The 17,975-nt window shown below is 67.9% G+C and carries 20 protein-coding genes and 2 pseudogenes; 14 read left to right on the top strand and 8 right to left on the bottom strand.

Translation table 11 applies throughout. The annotated features are described in order from the left end of the window. Positions 1-73: 73 nt before the first annotated feature. Complete coding sequence (locus F1D05_RS21855; protein WP_185442000.1) at positions 74-838, bottom strand: glycoside hydrolase family 16 protein; 765 nt, start codon at positions 836-838, stop codon at positions 74-76. A 92-nt stretch (positions 839-930) separates the two neighbouring features. On the opposite strand from F1D05_RS21855, the gene sigJ reads away from it, so the two are divergent. Beyond that, entirely contained in the window at positions 931-1,803 is an 873-nt protein-coding gene (gene sigJ, locus F1D05_RS21860) for an RNA polymerase sigma factor SigJ (protein ID WP_185442001.1), read from the top strand. A gap of 2 nt (positions 1,804-1,805) precedes the next feature. On the opposite strand, the gene F1D05_RS21865 is transcribed toward sigJ, so the two are convergent. Further along, on the bottom strand, positions 1,806-2,588 hold the full coding sequence (locus tag F1D05_RS21865) for a phosphotransferase (RefSeq protein WP_185442002.1): 783 nt from the start codon (positions 2,586-2,588) through the stop codon (positions 1,806-1,808). A 114-nt stretch (positions 2,589-2,702) separates the two neighbouring features. Between F1D05_RS21865 and F1D05_RS21870 the strand changes: the two genes are divergently transcribed. Beyond that, entirely contained in the window at positions 2,703-4,016 is a 1,314-nt protein-coding gene (locus F1D05_RS21870) for an FAD-binding oxidoreductase (protein WP_185442003.1), read from the top strand. A gap of 23 nt (positions 4,017-4,039) precedes the next feature. Here F1D05_RS21870 and F1D05_RS40605 read toward each other — a convergent pair whose 3' ends face one another. Both F1D05_RS40605 and F1D05_RS43075 read right to left on the bottom strand, forming a co-directional pair. After that, positions 4,040-4,252: a hypothetical protein gene (locus tag F1D05_RS40605; protein WP_246485849.1), complete on the bottom strand. Its 213-nt coding sequence runs from the start codon at positions 4,250-4,252 to the stop codon at positions 4,040-4,042. A 271-nt stretch (positions 4,253-4,523) separates the two neighbouring features. After that, positions 4,524-4,700: pseudogene (locus F1D05_RS43075) on the bottom strand (SH3 domain-containing protein); the annotation flags it as partial. On the opposite strand from F1D05_RS43075, the gene F1D05_RS40610 reads away from it, so the two are divergent. The 3 genes from F1D05_RS40610 (at position 4,618) to F1D05_RS21885 (ending at position 5,925) form a co-directional block, all read left to right on the top strand. Then, positions 4,618-4,944: a hypothetical protein gene (locus tag F1D05_RS40610; RefSeq protein ID WP_246485850.1), complete on the top strand. Its 327-nt coding sequence runs from the start codon at positions 4,618-4,620 to the stop codon at positions 4,942-4,944. The pseudogene F1D05_RS43075 and the gene F1D05_RS40610 overlap by 83 nt on opposite strands. A 401-nt stretch (positions 4,945-5,345) precedes the next feature. Continuing rightward, complete coding sequence (locus F1D05_RS21880) at positions 5,346-5,501, top strand: DUF6131 family protein (protein ID WP_185442004.1); 156 nt, start codon at positions 5,346-5,348, stop codon at positions 5,499-5,501. Between the two features lie 88 nt (positions 5,502-5,589). Further along, positions 5,590-5,925 (top strand): YciI family protein, encoded by a 336-nt coding sequence (locus F1D05_RS21885; protein ID WP_185442005.1) that lies wholly within the window; start codon positions 5,590-5,592, stop codon positions 5,923-5,925. A gap of 15 nt (positions 5,926-5,940) precedes the next feature. Here F1D05_RS21885 and F1D05_RS21890 read toward each other — a convergent pair whose 3' ends face one another. Next, on the bottom strand, positions 5,941-7,338 hold the full coding sequence (locus F1D05_RS21890) for an MFS transporter (RefSeq protein ID WP_185442006.1): 1,398 nt from the start codon (positions 7,336-7,338) through the stop codon (positions 5,941-5,943). A 163-nt stretch (positions 7,339-7,501) separates the two neighbouring features. Here F1D05_RS21890 and F1D05_RS21895 point away from each other — a divergent pair, with 163 nt between their 5' ends. The 5 genes from F1D05_RS21895 (at position 7,502) to F1D05_RS21915 (ending at position 11,622) form a co-directional block, all read left to right on the top strand. Continuing rightward, positions 7,502-7,870, top strand: a complete 369-nt coding sequence (locus tag F1D05_RS21895; protein WP_246485851.1) for a YciI family protein — start codon at positions 7,502-7,504, stop codon at positions 7,868-7,870. Further along, on the top strand, positions 7,867-9,102 hold the full coding sequence (locus F1D05_RS21900; RefSeq protein ID WP_185442008.1) for an RNA polymerase sigma factor: 1,236 nt from the start codon (positions 7,867-7,869) through the stop codon (positions 9,100-9,102). The genes F1D05_RS21895 and F1D05_RS21900 overlap by 4 nt, the downstream gene beginning before the upstream one ends. Positions 9,103-9,151: 49 nt before the next feature. Next, a complete protein-coding gene (locus F1D05_RS21905) occupies positions 9,152-9,865 on the top strand; it encodes a hypothetical protein (RefSeq protein ID WP_185442009.1) in 714 nt (237 codons plus the stop codon). 130 nt (positions 9,866-9,995) lie between these two features. Then, positions 9,996-10,574: a hypothetical protein gene (locus F1D05_RS21910; RefSeq protein WP_185442010.1), complete on the top strand. Its 579-nt coding sequence runs from the start codon at positions 9,996-9,998 to the stop codon at positions 10,572-10,574. A 22-nt stretch (positions 10,575-10,596) separates the two neighbouring features. Then, positions 10,597-11,622, top strand: a complete 1,026-nt coding sequence (locus F1D05_RS21915; RefSeq protein ID WP_185442012.1) for a hypothetical protein — start codon at positions 10,597-10,599, stop codon at positions 11,620-11,622. A gap of 21 nt (positions 11,623-11,643) precedes the next feature. Here F1D05_RS21915 and F1D05_RS21920 read toward each other — a convergent pair whose 3' ends face one another. Genes F1D05_RS21920 through F1D05_RS21930 form a run of 3 tightly spaced genes read right to left on the bottom strand, consistent with a single transcriptional unit; the run spans position 11,644 to position 14,284 of the window. Continuing rightward, complete coding sequence (locus tag F1D05_RS21920) at positions 11,644-12,186, bottom strand: DUF4240 domain-containing protein (protein ID WP_185442014.1); 543 nt, start codon at positions 12,184-12,186, stop codon at positions 11,644-11,646. 50 nt (positions 12,187-12,236) lie between these two features. Next, positions 12,237-13,184 (bottom strand): aldo/keto reductase, encoded by a 948-nt coding sequence (locus tag F1D05_RS21925; RefSeq protein WP_185442016.1) that lies wholly within the window; start codon positions 13,182-13,184, stop codon positions 12,237-12,239. A gap of 41 nt (positions 13,185-13,225) precedes the next feature. Beyond that, a complete protein-coding gene (locus F1D05_RS21930; protein ID WP_185442018.1) occupies positions 13,226-14,284 on the bottom strand; it encodes a LacI family DNA-binding transcriptional regulator in 1,059 nt (352 codons plus the stop codon). 198 nt (positions 14,285-14,482) lie between these two features. Between F1D05_RS21930 and F1D05_RS40615 the strand changes: the two are divergent. The 4 genes and pseudogenes from F1D05_RS40615 to F1D05_RS21945 form a co-directional block, all read left to right on the top strand. Then, positions 14,483-14,800 (top strand): annotated as a pseudogene (locus F1D05_RS40615) (ATP-binding cassette domain-containing protein); the annotation flags it as partial. Between the two features lie 52 nt (positions 14,801-14,852). Next, positions 14,853-15,962, top strand: coding sequence for a sugar ABC transporter ATP-binding protein (locus F1D05_RS21935; protein WP_246485852.1), 1,110 nt, complete (start codon positions 14,853-14,855; stop codon positions 15,960-15,962). Then, positions 15,959-16,987, top strand: coding sequence for an ABC transporter permease (locus F1D05_RS21940; protein ID WP_185442020.1), 1,029 nt, complete (start codon positions 15,959-15,961; stop codon positions 16,985-16,987). Before F1D05_RS21935 ends, F1D05_RS21940 begins: the two co-directional genes overlap by 4 nt. Further along, a complete protein-coding gene (locus F1D05_RS21945) occupies positions 16,977-17,954 on the top strand; it encodes an ABC transporter permease (protein WP_185442022.1) in 978 nt (325 codons plus the stop codon). The genes F1D05_RS21940 and F1D05_RS21945 overlap by 11 nt, the downstream gene beginning before the upstream one ends. Positions 17,955-17,975 lie beyond the last annotated feature (21 nt).

Here is a 17,975-nt window from a genome sequence, read left to right on the forward strand (position 1 = left end):
AGCCGGTTGGGTTCGAGCAAGAGCAGGGGCCGCCTAGTCGACGGGCCACCAACTGCTCAGACGCGTGATCACCTCAGGAAGATAACACTCTCGAGGATCGGCCGCGGATGTGGTCGATGATGAACTCCGGGGTGTGGTCCGCGGGGCCTGGCCAGTCGGGGAAGTCGAAGACGGCGAGCATGAGCTGCATCGGGTACGCCGGTGGGCTCGGGCAGGTGCGGACCAGGGCGCCGTCGACGAAGAACTCGGCGCGATCGGGCGACCATCGCACGGAATACGAATGGAACTCCTCGATGTCGATCGGCAGCCGGACGGCCTCGAAGTCCTCCGGCACGGACGGGTCGCGGAAACTGTGCAGGCCCATTCCGACCGCCGCGGAAACTTGCTGGATCGAGTTTCCGAAGATTTCCATCACGCAGATTTCCGCGCAGCGCTCGGGCTGATCCTCCAGCCCTACCAGCCAGAGGGCGACCATCGATCGGGACGAGACGACGGCCCGGGCGCGGAGTTCGATCTCGCCGTACTGCGGGGTCCAGCCCCAGAATGGCTCCTGCTCCTCGCGGACGACCACGCCCTCGCGGTACGGCTGCTGGCCGATCGTGCTCCCGACCGGACCTGAGAAGCTGCCCGACTGGATGCCGGAAACGCGCAGCGCCGGCGTGTGATCGTCGGCACACCACAGACCCTGATCAGGCGGGATGCTCAGCCGCAGACAGGAGTCTTCCAGTTCGTAGGTTGCCGCCGTTTCCGCACGGGAACTCCACTGGGGCAGGTAATACGGTGACCAGACGCCAAGGTCGAGCGAGGGTCCGTCGAAGTCGTCCTCGAAGTCCGGCATGGCTAAATCATCAGCGTCTCGGCCGCTGGTGTCACATCATGGGGGTTCGCGCCGTCAAGGTGTTGACGGAGTAAGACGGGAGATCGTGACCAGTGGAGCTAGCCGACCAACTCGCTGACCAGTTCGAGGCGAACCGTACTCAGTTACGCGCTGTCGCGTACCGGATGCTTGGCTCGCTCAGTGAGGCCGAGGACGCTGTACAAGAGGCCTGGTTCCGGTTGAACAGGTCCGAGGTGAGTGAGGTGGCGAACCTCGGCGGTTGGCTGACGACCGTCGTGTCGCGGGTGTGTCTGGACATGCTGCGCTCCCGCAAGTCGCGGCGGGAGGATTCCCTCGAGGTCCATGTCCCGGATCCGATCGTGACGAAGCTGGATCCGGAGGAGGACGCTGTCCAGATCGACGCGATCGGGCTGGCGATGCTCGTCGTGCTCGACACCCTCGCGCCGGCTGAGCGGCTGGCGTTCGTGCTGCACGACATGTTCGGCGTGAGCTTCGACGAGATCGCGGAGATTGTCGATAAATCGCCTGCCGCCACCCGCCAGTTGGCCAGCCGGGCACGCCGCCGGGTTCAGGGCGCGCCGACTAGCGATCGCGACCCGGGGCGGCACCGCGAGGTCGTCGATGCCTTCATCGCCGCCTCGCGCAGTGGAGACTTCGAGGCGCTGCTCGCGCTCCTGGATCCGGACGTTCTTCTTCGCGCAGACGCCGGTACTACGGATAAGACTGTCACCGGCCCCGCTCGTACCAAGCTGGTCCGCGGCGCCCTCGCGGTCGTCGAACAGGCGCTCACCTTCACGAAGATGGCGCCCTACATACAGGTCGCCCTGGTCAACGGCACCCCAGGCATCATCACCGTCGTCAACGGGCGGCTGATGGGCGTCATGCACCTGACGATCAGGGCCGGCAAGATCACCCAGCTGGACATCCTCGCCGACCACGCCCGCCTCGCCGCCCTCACCGCCTGACCTCAGTGGGCGAGGGTGGTGAGGACCCGCTTTGCCTGCTCGGTGTCGGTCCCGGGTGGGTTGCGGAGGAAGGACGGTCCGCCGGGCCGGAGGAGGGTCAGCCAGAAGATCGACCAGAGCTTGCGAGCGGTCAGCAGCCGCTGCGGGTCGACCTCGAACCGCGTCAGGAAGGCGGTCCAGTCGGTCTGCCGGGCCGAAAGGTGCTCGGCCAGGTTCGCCAACTCGACCGCCACGTCGCTCACCCCGGAATCCTCGAAGTCGACGATCCGGACCCGCTTGCCGTCCCACAGATAGTTCGCCAGATTCGGATCCCCGTGCCCGATCACGGCCGGCGCCGGTTCGAGCAGCCGATCGAGCTCGGAGCCGGCCAACCAGGAGACCGCCGCGAAATGGGCCTCCGCCACGGTGTGTTCGGCGGGGTGAGCGTTCTCGCCGATGGCTTCTTCAGCGAATGCGGCCGCCGCGCCTCGGACACGCTCGATGAAGGCGGGAAGCTGACTTCGCAGTACGCCGTCCGTCGGCAGCGACCAAAGGGTCCGCAGCGCTTCCTCCAGCCCGTCGAGTTCGGGCTGGCTCAAGACGCCGGCCAGCGGGCGCCCGGGCACGAGTGACATCGACAGCGAAGGTCCGGCAACAAGCTCCAGCGGTGTCGGCACCAAGTCGGCGTCGAGGGCCGAGATCGCCCGAAGCGCGGCCCACTCCCGAAGGTGCTCGTCGCGGTCGGTCGCCACATAGGTCTTAATGACGACCGAGCCCTCAATGCTCACCCCATGCGTCTGCGTCATCGCTGGACTGTAGTCCGCGTGAGTTCCACCGAAAAAGTTCTGCGCAGAGTGTCAATAAGAGGCGGAGCTCTTCGACGTCTAGGTGAGAGGCAGCGACGGCGAAGGGGTTGTGGGATGAGCGTGCAGGCGATTGTCGAGCGGGTGGCCGGGACCGACGAGGTTGTGGCGGGGCTGCTCGGAAGCGGGTTCAACGGGGCTGTGCACCGGCCAGGCGACGCGGAGTACGACGTACTGCGGCGATCGGTCGTGGCCTCGTTCGAATCGCGGCCGTTGGTGGTTGCCGAGGCGAACGGGCGGACCGACGTACAGGCGGCGGTTCGGACGGCTCGGGAGTACGGGCTGCCGCTCGCAGTACAGGCGACAGGGCATGGGACCAAGGTCCCGGCTGACGGCGGCATTCTGCTTCGGACTTCGGCGATGGCGTCGCTCCTGATCGACAGCGAGCGGATGATCGCCAAGGTCGGCCCGGGGACGCGATGGGGTGCCGTGATCGACGCGGCCGCGCAGTTCGGTCTGGCGCCGCTGGCGGGATCTTCGCGCGACGTGGGCGTCACCGGGTACACGCTCGGTGGTGGGGTTGGTTGGCTGGCCCGCAAGTACGGGTTCGCGGCCGACAGCGTCGTACGGGCTGAGGTCGTGACCGCCGACGGCCGGGCCGTCACCGCGAGCGCGGATGAGCACCCCGATCTGTTCTGGGCGATCCGCGGCGGCAGCGGCAACTTCGGGATCGTCACGTCGCTCGAGTTCCGGCTGTACCCGGTCCGCCAGGTCCGCGCCGGCATCGTGTACTTCGGCTTCGACCGCGCGGCCGAGCTCCTCCGCTACTACCGCGACTGGTCCGCCACGATCCCCAACGAGCTGAGCACGGCCGTCGTCCTCACCCGCGTCCCCGACTCGGCCGACTTCCCGGCGGACGTCCGAGGCCGACGTGCGATCGCGATCAAGGCCCTGTACGCCGGGGAGGCGGATCTGGCGGAGCACATCCTCAAGCCACTCTTCGAGGTGGCCGGGCCCCGGCTCGCGGGAGGTCTCCGGACGATGCCGTTCGGCGAATCCGCGATGGGCGGTACGCCGGCCCGCTACCTGGACCTCGTCGACACCCTCCCGGACGACCTGATCGACAGCCTCGCCGACCTCCCCGACGCGACCGTCGAGATCCGTCACTGGGGCGGCGCGATGGCGCACCCCGGCCCCGACGCCGGCCCGGTCGGCCACCGCGACGCGACGTACTCACTGATCATCGACCAGGAGCTGCCCCACCTGACCGACGTACTCCGAACCACCGGCCGCACCTTCGTGAACTTCCTGGCCGACCCGACCCACACGCAAACGGCCTACACCCCAGCCGACTACAACCGCCTACGCACCATCAAGCGCACCTACGACCCCACCAACTTCTTCCACCTGAACCACAACATCCGCCCCTGACAGCCGCGACGGGGAGCGGCGGATCAGGCGGTGCCTTCGTTGCCGTACACGGTGACGTGGACGTGGTCGTAGTGGTTCGCGGTGGTGCCACCGCGGTCCTCCATCGCGCGCCAGCCTTCGCTGCCGCGCTGGACCGTCCAGATGTGCTGCTCCCAGATGAGCTGGCTGACGCCCATCTCCTTGCGGTGAGCCTTCAGCCAGTCCGCGATCTCCTGGCCCTTGGAACCGCTGACCATGATGTCCAGCGCGTGACCGGAGGAGTGTTCGCTGCCGCTGTCGCCGCTGCGCAGGCCGCCCGCCGTACTCGGTGACCGAGGGGAACAGGTTGCAGATCGCCCGGTGGACCCGGATCGCGTCCGCGGTGAGGCCGTCCTCGACCGCGGAACCCGACTTGCAGGCCGCCGCGGAGGCGGTGCCGCCGACTTCCGTGACCGGCTTGGTCGCGGCCAGGTACTGCGACTTGACCCAGCGGGCCGCGCCGTCGCGGACGATCTGTGCCCAGATGCCCTGGACCTGACCGGTGACGGAGACCTTGCTGCCCTTGGGGAGGACCGTGAGGAGCGTCTGCCCGGGTGCGGACCAGACGTTCAGGTCCGTGGTGGTGAACTTACTGCCGGTGACCTTCGGCGGCGCGACCGGTGCGTTCTCGGAGGCGCGGGTCTTGGTCGACCCCGGCTTCGGGATCGGAGCCTGCTTCTTCAGGTGCTTCGCGACCGGCGTGGTGGGTGCCTGGGTCGGGAGGTTGAGCGGCGGCCGGAGTGCGTCCCGGCTGATCTGTGCGTCGCGCGCCAACTGCAGGGGAGAGCTGGCGATCGGCACATTCGTCGAGGGGGCCTGGTCGGGGAAGGCAACTGCCGACCCGGTGGCCAACAAGGCCACTGCCGCGCCGGGTATCGCAACCTTCACGATGCCAGGGCGGACTACCTGACGGCGCGGTTGACGGTGCCGCGCCTGTCTATGCCGTCCTTCAGCCACTGGACCACCCAATCTGCCGAGATCAAAACGTTATCGACCGGAGGAGTCAAGCACAGATCCCGGCGGGTCTCACAACTGACGGGCAGTTTTAACGGATTACGTACATGCCGCACGCTCGACGGCGGCGATTCGAGCTGGTTATCGGACTGTGATCCGCCTTGCGGCGGCCCAGAACCGGATCTGTTGGACTGCCCGTATGACGGCCTGCGGGCCGAGATCGATACGCCGTACTGCGGGCTGTAGTCGGCCCGCTACACCCGTACTGCGGGTCTCTGATTCAGGTCGTTTCAAGGTGGGCACCAGAGTGTTGTGCCGCCCATTTCCGCCCGGGCGGCCTGCCTAGAAGGAGGCTCCATGCTTATTCTCGGACTGATCCTGCTTTTGCTGGGATTCCTGCTTGGTGTGCAGATCTTGTGGATACTGGGCATCATCCTGCTGGTGGTCGGCGCAGTGTTGTTCCTGCTCGGCTCCACCGGCCGCCAGGTCGGTGGTAGACGCCACTGGTTCTGATCGTCTGAGTTCGCTCGGCAGAGCGGACAGTACCCCGCGGGCATCACGCTCGCGGGGTACTGCCGGCCGTGCTGGCTACGATGCGACCGTGAACTATCTCGTGCTGATCTACGGGCAGGACTGGACGCCGGAGCAGGCCTCGCAGGGTGTCCTGGACCTGACGGTGGTGAAGGACGAGCTGGCCGCGAGTGGTGAGCTGGTCAGCTATGCGCCGCTGGACCTGCCGACCGAAGGCAAGGTGGTCCAGATCCGCAATGGTGTCCAGGTGGTCACCGACGGGCCTTTCGGTGAAGCCAAGGAGCAGCTGGCCGGCTATTTCATGATCGATGTCGCCGCCGACGACCGCGCACAGCAGGTCGCCGGGCGGGTTTCGGCCATCGTCGGCGACCGGGTCGAACTCCGCGGCGCCGCCTTTCCCGGTTGACCACGACCCGGCTGACTAGGACGCGACGACCTCGAGCTGCTTGGCGGATCGGGTGACCAGCAGACTCGTACCGATCAAACCGACCGCCACAAAGGCCCAGCAGGCCGCAAAAGCGACCCGATAACCACTCGTCATCGCGACGGGCGTCGATCCGGTCGTGTTAGCGACGGCGACTGCGGAGAGTACGGCGATGCCCAATGCGCCGCCGATCTGGAAGGACGCGTTCTGCAATCCTGACGCGACTCCCGCGTCCTCCCCGGCGACATCACTCAATGCGGCGATCGCCCCGGCCACACAACCGGCGCCAAGGCCCGCTCCAAAGATGGTCAGTCCCCAGAACGCGACTTCGAAGTACCCGGAATCCACTGTCACGCGGCTCATCACCGTCGCGCCGATTCCCGACAGCAGGAGCGATCCAAGGGCCACGCGGCGCAGACCGATCCTGGTCACCAGGTTCTGCCCCACGACCGATCCGATGACCGCCATCGCGGCCAATACGGCGGACATCAGCCCGTACTTGATGGCCGAGGCCCCGAGCGCCAACTGCTCGTACTGCGTGTAGATGAAGTTCAGCCCGAACGCCCCCAGCCCGAAGGCGATCGTGATCAGGTTGCCGCCGACCAGCGCACGCGACCGGAAGATCCGTAGCGGCAACAGGGGAGCAGGCGACCGCTTCTCCACCAGGACGAACACAGCGAACAGCGCAGCCGACAAGACCGCCAGCAAGGTGGTCCGCCCTGCCGACGAGTCGGGCGCCTGGATCACGGCGTACACAAGGACGATCAGCCCAGCAGTAACCGTCACTGCACCGGCCACGTCGAACCCACGCCGACCAGGCCCGCGGCTGTCCTTCAGTACGAGCGGAGTCAGTACTGCGACCAGTAGGCACACCGGCACGTTGATGAAGAAGATCCACTGCCAGCCGAGCCCATCCGTCACAGGCCCGCCGACCAGCGACCCCGCAGTACCGCCTACACCGCTGACAGCGCCCCAGATGCCGAGTGCCTTGTTCCGCTCGGCTCCTGCAGGGAAGGTGTTCATCACGATGGACAGCGCACTAGGAGCCAGTACTGCGGCCGCGATCCCCTGCAGACCTCTGGAGAAGACCAGCGCGTCGCCGCTCCAAGCGAAGCCGCACAGTAGCGAGGACCCGGCGAACATCAGTACGCCTGCCAGGAACACCCGCCGTCGGCCGAGCAGATCCGAGATGCGGCCGCCCAGCAGCAGCAATCCGCCGAACATCAGCGCGTAGCCGCTCGGCACCCACTGCACCCCGCCGGCGGAGAAGGTGAGGTCGCGCTCGATCGAGGGCACCGCGACCAGCACGATCGACGCGTCCAGGATGATCATGAACGCGGCCAGACAGAGCAGGGCGAGTGCGAACCAGCGCTTCGGATCGGGCGTGTTCGACATGGTGCGGGTCCTCCAGTACTACGAGCGCCCGGGCTGGGCGCCTCTTGGCAGGGACGTCGGGCCCGGCGACGCCAACTCGACACTTTTGTCGAGAACGGCCACCCGGGCTTCGACGTACCGGGTGGAGAGGGGCTCGCACCGGACCCTCGTGACCGTCAGGATGGTGACCGTGAAATACATGCTGCTGATCTACAGCAACGCGGAGAGCTGGGCAGGCCTGTCGGCGGAGCAGCGCGAAGGCCTGAGCAGGTCGCACCTGGAGCTGAGCCGCGAGCTGACCGAGCAGGGTCTGCTGGTCAGCGCGGCCGGGCTGGCCGACCCGATCACCACCCGGACCGTGTCCGTCCGCGACGAGGGCCTGACCACCACCGACGGACCGTACGCCGAGGCCAAGGAGCACCTGGCCGGGTTCTATCTGGTCGAGTGCGAGACCATCGACGAGGCGATCGGCTATGCGGCCCGGATGCCGGACGCGCGGTACGTCGCGGTCGAAGTACGGCCGGTGATGGATACGTCGGGGCTGGAGATGTGAGCGACTTCGAACCGCTGCTGCGGGAACAGACCCCGCAGGTCCTGAGTGCGCTGGTCCGGCACTACGGGCACTTCGACCTGGCCGAGGAGGCCGTGCAGGAAGCCCTCCTCGCGGCGGCCCAGCAGTGGCCGGAAGAGGGCGTGCCGGACAACCCCAAGGGCTGGCTGATCCGGGTCGGCTCGCGCCGGCTGATGGACCTGCTGCGCAGCGACACCGCCCGGCGCCGCCGCGAGGAGAACGCGGCGAGCCTTGCCGCGCCGGAAGAATTCGTTGCCTCAGGCCCTGAAATCGACGACCTGGGCGGCCGGGACGACACGCTCACCTTGTTGTTCCTGTGTTGCCATCCCGCCTTGTCGGCGGCCTCCCAGATCGCGCTGACGCTGCGGGCCGTCGGTGGTCTGACGACTGCGCAGATCGCGGCCGCGTTCCTGGTGCCGGAGACGACGATGGCGCAACGGATCAGCCGGGCCAAGCGGAGTATCAAGCAGGCCGGCAGCTCGTTCGAGTTGCCGCCCGAGGCCGAGCGCGACGCCCGGATGGGCGCAGTACTGCATGTGCTTTATCTGATCTTCAACGAGGGTTACACGGCCTCGTCCGGTACTGATCTGCACAGCGCGGAGCTGACGGGTGAGGCGATTCGGCTGGTCCGTGGCGTCCGTCGGTTGCTGCCCGACGACGGTGAGGTCGCCGGTCTGCTCGCGCTGATGCTGCTGACCGACGCCCGCCGCCCGGCCCGGACCGACGCCGACGGCGGGTTGATCCCGCTCGCCGACCAGGACCGCTCGGTGTGGAACAAGGAGGCGATCGTCGAAGGCGAGGCGCTGGTCACGGACGCGTTGTCCCGGACCAGGCTCGGGCCGTACCAGGTCCAGGCGGCGATCGCGGCCGTCCACGACACCGCCAAGCGGGCCGAGGACACGGACTGGGCGCAGATCGTCGCGCTCTACCAGGTGCTCGAGCAGATCTCCGACAACCCGATGGTCACCCTCAACCACGCGGTCGCGGTGGCGATGGCCAGCGGCCCGAAGGAAGGCCTTGCCCTCCTCGAACCGCTCGAGGCCGACGGCCGGTTGGCTGACCACCACCGGTTGGAAGCCGTTCGCGCCCACTTGCTGGAGATGTCCGGCGACCTCGTCGGCGCCCGGGAGAGCTACCTCCTCGCGGCCCGCCGGACCACCAGCGTGCCGGAACGCGACTATCTCCAGTCCAAGGCCGATCGCCTCGATCCCTGATCCACGGACCCGGGTCGCGCGGGCTTCGGCGATGTGTCAGGTTTGAGGGGTGGATCTCACCAAGGCCGCCGTCCTGCGGGAGCTGCTGACCGGTACCGAGCTGGCCGGCCGGACGACCTCGTTCGCGCATTCGCTGCGCAGATTCACCACCCGCGTCGGTGGGCTCCTCCTGTTCGGACCGCCTGAGGACGAGCCGTGGCACCTCACCGCCCACCTGGACGACGAACTCCACCGCGCCGGCGTCGAGAACGTCCGGCCGTCGCTGGTCCGCTGGGCGCCGCCACCGGACGCGCCGCCGCACCTGGCGATCGGCCTCGACCGCCTCCGCGACTCTGGCCGCGGCGAATCCCTGCTGGTGATCTCCGAGCAGACTCCGCCCGACCAGTTGCTCCAGCGCATCGGCGACGTACGCCGCCGTGGGACGACCATCTTCAGCATCGACAACGGCAGCAAAGATCTGGCCGACCTCAGCCATGAGTCGCTCGTCCCCGAGTTGCTGATCCCCGCCACCTTCGGCACCGGCTGGGTCAGCCGCCCGATCGGCCTGCCGGACGACGCGGAGCCGGTGGATCATGACGAGCCGGACCACGGGCGGCACGCAGTACCGGAGGACACCCTGACCGCACTGCGCGACGCCGTCGCCGGTTTCGAGATGACCCAGCACCTGGTCAGCCTCGCCGTCGCCGACGACGACATCACCCAGTCCGCCTGGCGCCGCCGCCTCCGCACCTTCATCGAACGCCTCGGCGGCGAACCAGCCTGACCTGGCGCCTCGTCAGCAGCGTTGGGGGGCAGTGCTGAGGCGGCTGGGTGAGGAGTTTCCCCTTGTAGCGTTGGGAAATCGGCGAGCAACGATCTGGCACTGTCTGCTCACTTACTGTAATATCGAATGCATGTTCGAATCCAATCTGGAGGAGCTCGACGCCAGGGCGACACTTGCCTCGGCGGCGCACCTCCATGAGCAGCGCAAGCGGATCGACGTCGCGCTGATCGAGCATGCCCTGCACTTCGCCGACCTTCATCCCGACCCCGCGACCATCCCCGGCCACCCGTCACCAGCACCGGGTGGGGAGCGTGGCAAGGTCTACGGCGGCCACGGCTGCCCGGGAGTCGCGGAGTTCGCACCCGCTGAATTCGGGGCAGTGACCGGCCGCGGGAAGGTCGCCGCCGCGCACTACATCGGTCAGTCACTGGCGTTGCGGCACCGGCTTCCCGCTACCTGGGAACAGGTCCGCAACGGTCACGCCACCGAATGGAAAGCCCGCCAGGTCGCCACCGCCTGCCTGGGCCTGACCGAAGACGCCGCGGCGATCGTGGACCAGCGGGTCGCGCCCATCCTGGACACATTGACGCCTTTGCGGGTGGAACGCATCGTCCGGGCCGCGAAATGGCAGGCCGACCCTGAAGCGGCCCGCGCCGAAGCCGAGGAGAAGGCGTGCGCACGCGGAGTGTGGCCCGGCCCGCACCGATGACCACGGCACCACCACCTTGTTCGTGCGTGCCGCCACCGGTGACGTGATCCGCCTCAACGCCACCATCACCCAGATCGCCGACGCCCTCGTTGCGCTCGGCGACATCGACCCGCTCGACCAGCGCCGCGCCAAGGCCATCGGCATCATCGCCGACCCCGCTTTGGCCCACCACCTCCTCGAAGTAGCCCAGCACCTGGCCACCTCCGCGGCCGTCCGCAACTCCACCCCCGCGGCGGCGACCCCCGGAACGCCGAACGACCCGATAAACAAGCCAGAACGAGACCCTCGTCCCGAGCCGGTGTTCGCGGCTTGGGATTGCGAGGCCGAGGCGGAGGCCGATCGGGACACACCACATCCGAGTACCGCGGGGCATCCACTCGATGGCGGGACGCTCCGCGGCACCGTCACGCCTATCCCGATCCGGTTGCCCGAGGCCGAGTTGGCGCCCGGCCCTTCGGCAGAGGAAGCCGCGCGACGAGAGCTTGTCCGGAAGGTAGCGGCGATCAAGGACGCCGCTGACCGTGAAGGGATCAGCTCCAACTGCAGCCGTCGCCGGCCCGCTCGGACCGTGTTGTACGTGCACGTCACCGACCAGACCCTGCTCCGTGACTATGGATTCGCGCGTGTGGAGGGGTTCGGACCCGCACTCGTCAGGCGACTCAGCGAACTCCTCGGCCACGACCGGGTCGTGATTCGGCCGGTGATCGATCTCAACGACGACACCGTCAGCGTCGACGCCTACGAGATCCCGGACCCGATCCGCGAACGCATCAAGCTCGAATACCCCATCGAGCAGTTCCCGTACGGGACCGCCAAGACCGGTATCAACACCGATCTCGACCACATCGAGCCGTACGTCAAGGACGGACCACCAGGCCAAACCTCAACCAAGAACCTAGCCCCGCTAGGGAGACTCAGCCACCGAATCAAGACCCACGGCGGCTGGAACGTCGCGCGCCTAGACAGCGACACCATCGAGTGGATCACCCGCTACGGATTCAAGCTCCACGTCACTCACCGCGGCACACATCTGGTCCACAACGACTGACCCATCGGCGTACCGGAGTCGTCAGTCGGTGAGGAAGAGGGCGGCGAGGAGCGGGAAGCGGGTTCTCAGTTCGCCGGTGTCGTCGAAGTCGAAGTTCTGGCCGGCCGGTACGGCGGGGACCTCGATGTCGGCCGCCTCCCAGTACCCGGTCTCGCTGCCGGTCGCCGACTCGTAGGCGCCGACGGCGACGCCGAGCATCCCCTCGCCGTCGAAACCCTCGAACTCCTCGCCGAGATCCTCGTCGACCACGTCGGCCAGCGAGTCCGGGTCGGCGAGCGCCGCCTCCCAGACCTCCTGCCCCTGCGCGACAAGCCAGCCGCGGAAGTGGTCGAACCCGTCGTCCGAGGCGCCCCCGTTGATCAGGTACGCCGCGCCCCACAGATCCCACCGGTACGCCAGAGCCTGCAGGCGCTCGAACTCCGCACCGAACCCGACGATCTCGTCGGCCGGCAACTTTCCGAGCGCGTCACCCAACGCGTCGGCGACTCCGTCGGGATCCGCGACCGTGTCGTCGACCTCCGCGCGCGCCGCCTCCACCAACTCCCAGAACCTTTGACCGTCCACCCCCAAATCGTGGCACGACACCAGCCCCGACAGGAACCGTTCCCGCCGAATTACCAGGCCTGGTCGAGGAGGTTGCGGGTTTCGGTGGGGAGGGTCAGGCGGGCGCCGGTGAGGGCGGTGGTGAGGTAGGCGGGGGTGGACATGCCGACGATGGGGATGACGGAGGGGGTGTCGCCGATGAGCCAGGCGAGGACTATTTCGCTGCGGGTGACGCCTAGGTCGGCGGCGGCTTTGGCGAGGGCTTCCAGGCGGCGCGTCGTACCGGGGTGGTCGAAGGCGGCGTGGATCGGGCGGTCGTCGCGTTCGTAGCCGCCGGACATCAGCGGGCTGTAGGCGAACAGGTCCTGCTCCGGATTGCGGTCGGCGTAGTCGAGGACCTCGTCGGTGATCCAGCCGAACCGGTGGTCGTGCGCCTGGTCGCGGACGAACGGCCGCGGCTGCAGGTAGGAGTACCGCAGTTGCAGTGCGGTCGGTCCCATCACGCCTTGCTCGAGCGCCAGTCCGCGAGCCCGTTCCACCCGCCAGAGTGCGTAGTTCGAGAGTCCGATGCGCCCGATCGTACCGGCCTCGGCGTGCTTGCCGAAGGCGGCGACGGTCTCGTCCAGTGGGGTTTCCAGGTCGTCGCGATGCGCCCAGTAGAGATCGATGTGGTCGGTCTGAAGGCGACGCAGCGAGGTCTCCACAGCAGCGTCGATCGCCTTGCGGGAAAGGCCTTCCGCGTGCTCGGGGAAGCTGCCCGGCCACAATGGTTCGCAGCCGACCTTGGTGGCGAGCTTGACCCGGTCCCGTACTCCGGGCCGCTGCGCGAACCAGCGACCGAGCAGTTCCTCGCTCTGTCCGCCGTGGCCGCTCGGGTCCTGCCAGAAGGCGTAGCAGTTTGCTGTGTCGATCCAGGTTCCACCGGCATCGACGAACGCGTCGAGCAGGGCGAAAGAGGTCTTCTCGTCGATCCGGGTGCCGAATTCCATCGCGCCGAGGGCGATCCGTAAATCAGTCATGGCCCCCACCCTCTGACCTGGAGCGCGCTCCAGGTCAAGCCCTAGCCGTTTCCGCGGGTCGAGGTACGGACCACGAGCTCGGGAGTGAAGGTGACCCGCTGGTGCTCATGGTCGGGATTGCTGGACTCGTCGAGCAATAGCTCCGCCGCAGTACGGCCGAGTAGCTGGCGGGGCTGCCGCACCGAGGTCAACGGCACCGCCGCGGCCGCGGCGAACTCGATGTCGTCGTACCCCACGATCGCCAGATCGTCCGGCACCCGCAGCCCGAGGCTCACGCATTGCTGCAGCAGACCCAACGCCAGCAGGTCGTTCGCGCAGAAGGCGGCAGTCGGGCGACGCGCGGCCGGCAATCCAGCAAGGCGTTGCCCAGCACCTCGACCTTCGGCAACCGTCAGTGCACCGGTCACCAGGTCGACCAGATCCTCGGCCGGCCGGCCGGCCCGCTTCATCGCGCGCCGGGCACCTTCGCGACGGTCGGTGACCTGGCCGATGTTGTTCGGCCCGCCGACGAAGGCGATCCGCTCGTGCCCGAGCTCCAGCAGGTGACTCAGTGCGACCTCGCCACCGAACACGTCGTCGACCGCGACCGAGCAGTGCGCGCCGTCGTCGATCGACCGGTCGACCACGACCACCGGCGTACCGCGGGCCGGCAGCTTGCTGAGCCGGGCCGAATCAGGATCGACCGGAGTGATCAGAACGCCCTGGACCCGCTGCTGCTCGAGCAGATCAAGATAGTCGGCCTCGCGGTCGGCATCCTCGTTGCTGTTGCAGAGGAAGACCGAGAGTCCGGCCGCGCGGGCTGCCTCCTCGACGCCGCGTGCGACGTCGGTGAAGAACGGGTTGCCCGCGTCGAGCATCAGGTAGGCGAGGATGCGGCTGCTCCCGGCCCGGAGTTGCCGGGCCGACTCGTTGCGCACGAATCCGAGCGTGGCCATCGCCGTCTCGACCTTGGCGCGAGTGGTGGGGCTGACCATCTCAGGCCGGTTCAGCACGTTCGAGACGGTGCCGAGCGAGACTCCGGCGGCGGCCGCGACCTCCTTGACCCCGGCGGCGGTGGGGCGCGTCGGCCGGGCCCGGTCCGCTGTGCCGCTCGGTGCCATCCGACCTCCCCGGTTTGAAACGTGACAGCTGCCGAAGCTTACCCCGCTTCCGATCGATTCCCGCCGAGGTTGTCCACAGAACCAGCCCAGACTCTTGACGTCCGGCCGCGCCCTCGCTTACTTTCATGCAATCTTCTTGAAACCTTTCATTAACGCGGGACGGAGGCGACCATGAGCGAAGCGACACCGGTGCTGCGGATGCGCGAGGTGTCCAAGTCGTTCGGCGCGGTCGCGGCCGTCCAGAACGTGTCCTTCGACCTGTACGGCGGGGAGGCGCACGCCCTGGTCGGCGAGAACGGCGCGGGCAAGTCAACCCTGGTGAAGATGCTGGCCGGCGTGCATCGCCCCGACTCCGGCACGATCGAGCTGGACGGCAGCCCTGTCGAGCTGGCCGGCCCGGCCGACGCGAAGGCGGCCGGGATCGCGGTGATCTACCAGGAACCGACCCTGTTCCCCGACCTGTCCGTCGCGGAGAACATCGCGATGGGCCGCGCGCCACTGGGTCGTTTCAAAACAGTCGACCGTACTGCGATGCTTCGCCAAGCCGAGCAGCTCTTCAAGAGGCTCGGTGTCTCGATCGACCCGGGCCCGCCCGGCGCGCGGTCTGTCCATCGCCGATCAGCAACTGGTCGAAATCGCGAAGGCGCTCTCGGCTCAGGCCCGCGTGGTCGTGATGGACGAGCCGACCGCGGCGCTGACCGGCGTCGAAGTGGAGCGCCTCTTCGCAGTGGCGCGATCGCTCCGCGACGACGGCGCCGCCCTGGTCTTCATCTCGCACCGCTTCGAGGAGATCACCGCGTTGTGCGAGCGGGTCACCATCATGCGCGACGGCAAGCACGTCTCGACCGACCTGCTCACCGACGTCAGCGTGGACGAGATGGTCCGCCGGATGGTCGGCCGCGACCTCGGAGCGCTGTTCCCCAAGCAGCAGGTCGAACCGGGTGCGGTCGTGCTCAGCGTCGACGGCCTGAGTCGCGATCCGGTCTTCGCCGACATCTCCTTCGAAGTACGGGCCGGTGAGATCGTCGCGCTCGCGGGGCTGGTCGGCTCCGGCCGGTCCGAGGTGGTCCAGTCGATCTTCGGGGTCGATCCCCGCGACGCCGGCACGGTCAAGGTGCTCGGCAAGACACTCAAGGCCGGCTCTCCGAGAGCAGCGATGGCCGCGGGCGTCGCGCTGGTACCCGAAGATCGCCGCCAGCAAGGTCTGCTGATGGAACTCTCGATCGAGCGGAACGTGACCCTGCCACGCTCGCGAGCCCTGTCCCAGTTGGGATTCCTCACTGGCTCCAGCGAGCGCCGCTCCGCACTGGAATGGACCAAGAGACTGAAGACCAAGTACGGAAAGCTCAGCGACGAGGTCGGCACGCTGTCCGGCGGTAACCAGCAGAAGGTCGTGCTGGCGAAGTGGTTGTCGATGGCACCGAAATTGCTGATCGTCGACGAACCGACCCGGGGCATCGATGTCGGCACCAAGGCCGAGGTGCACCGGCTGATGTCCAGCCTCGCCGCGGAAGGAGTCGCCGTACTGATGGTGTCGTCGGAGCTGCCCGAGGTGCTCGGGATGGCCGATCGCGTCCTGGTGATGCGTGAAGGCCGCCTCGTCACCGAGCTGGATCGCGACCGGGCGACCGAGGAGTCGGTCATGTTCGCCGCCATGGGTCAGGAGGTCTCGCTGTGACGGCCGTCGAATTGCCGGCGGGCGCGACCGCGCGGACGTCCTCGCTCGATCTCGTCCTCCGGGCGCGCGAGCTGGGTATCGTCCTCGCCCTCGCCGTCCTGGTCGCGGTGACCACGCTGTCGAACCACCGCTTCCTGTCCGGCCAGAGCATCCGGGACATCCTGCTCGGCACCGCGATCCTGGCCGTACTGGCGGTCGGCCAGGCCGTGGTGGTGATCACCCGCAACATCGATCTGTCGGTCGGCTCGGTCCTCGGGCTCAGCGCGTTCACCGTCGGCACCCTGCTCCGTGATCACCCAGGTCTGCCAGTCGTTGGGGCCTTGCTGATCGGAGCCGCTGTCGGAGGCGTCTGCGGCGCGGTCAACGGAGTCCTCGTCCGCTACGGCAACGTCCCCGCTCTGGTGGTCACCCTCGGCACCTTGTACGTCGTTCGCGGCATCACCTACTTCTGGGCCGGCGGCCAGCAGATCAACGCGGACGAACTCCCGTCCGGGTTCCTCGACTTCGGCAACGCGACCCTGCTCGGAATCCCTTACCTGGTGCTGATCGCGGTGCTGGTGCTGGCCGTGACAGGCGTCGTACTGCGGAGCTACCGCGTCGGCCGCGAGCTCTACGCGATGGGCTCGAGTCCGCAAGCGGCACGGCTGGCCGGGATCGCGGTCGGGCGGCGTACGATCGGCGCCTTTGCCGTGAGTGGCGCGTTGGCCGGCCTGGCCGGGGTGCTGTTCGCAGCAAGGTTCGGCACGATCGACGCGGCCGCCGGTACGGGGTACGAGCTGAACGTCGTCGCTGCCGTAGTCGTCGGCGGAGTGGCTGTCTTCGGTGGTAGTGGTTCGGTCTGGGGTGCGGCCCTGGGAGCGTTGCTGCTGACAACCATCGGCAGCTCCCTCGCGGTCCTGGAGATCAACCAGTTCTGGCAGCAGGCGATCGTCGGCGGCCTGATCCTGCTGGCGATCGGCGCGGACCGCCTGGTCGCCGCCCGGGTCGCCGCCTCACTAAAGAAGCGGGGCTCCCATGTTCACTAAGTTCGCGAACTGGAACGTCGCCATCATCGGCGTCACCATCGCCGTACTGATCATCGCCGCGGCCACCGTGGACAACTTCGGTACCGCGCAGAACTTCGGCTTCCTGATCCTCGACCTGCTGCCGATCGCGCTCGTCGCCCTGCCGATGACGCTGGTGATCGTGACCGGCGAGATCGACCTCTCGGTCGCGAGCACTCTCGGCCTGTCCAGCGCGGTGATGGGCTATCTGTGGAACCAGAACCAGCCGATCGAGACGATCATCCCGCTCTGCCTCCTGCTCGGGGCGGTGCTGGGCGCGGTCAACGGCTTCTTCGTCACCGTGCTCGGTCTACCCTCGCTGGCCGTCACCATCGGCACGCTGGCGCTCTACCGCGGCCTGGCCTTCGTAGTACTGGGGGATGGCGCGGTCGCGGACTTCCCCGCGCAGTACACGGATTGGGTCACCGGCAACATCGGCGGTACGTCGATCCCGAATGTGCTGATCGTGATCGTCATCCTCGCTGCCGTGTTCGGCGTGATCCTGCATGCCACTCCGGTCGGCCGGGCCGTGTTCGCGGTCGGCGCGAGCGAGCAGGCCGCCCGGTTTGCGGGCGTCCGGCCGGGGCGACTGAAGTTCTGGCTGTACGTCGTCAGCGGTGTCGTCGCCGGACTCGCCGGTCTGCTCTGGACGCTGCGGTACTCCAGCGCCCGTGCCGACAACGGAGCCGGCCTGGAACTCGCGGTCGTCGCGGCCGTCCTGCTCGGCGGCGTCTCCATCTTCGGCGGCAAGGGCGCCCTGCCCGGAGTCATCGCGGGCGTCCTCCTGCTGGCCTCGCTACAGAACGCACTCCGTCTCTCCGATGTCTCCAACGAGGCGCTCAACGTCGTCACCGGCGTCCTGCTCATCGTCTCCGTCCTCGCACCGAATCTCGCAACTGCCGTCCGCAGCTCCCTGCAGCGGCGGCGCCACCGTCCCGAACCCCTGTAAGGCCACCTGTCCAGAAAGGAC

Source organism: Kribbella qitaiheensis (assembly GCF_014217565.1).
Taxonomy (GTDB): domain Bacteria; phylum Actinomycetota; class Actinomycetes; order Propionibacteriales; family Kribbellaceae; genus Kribbella; species Kribbella qitaiheensis_A.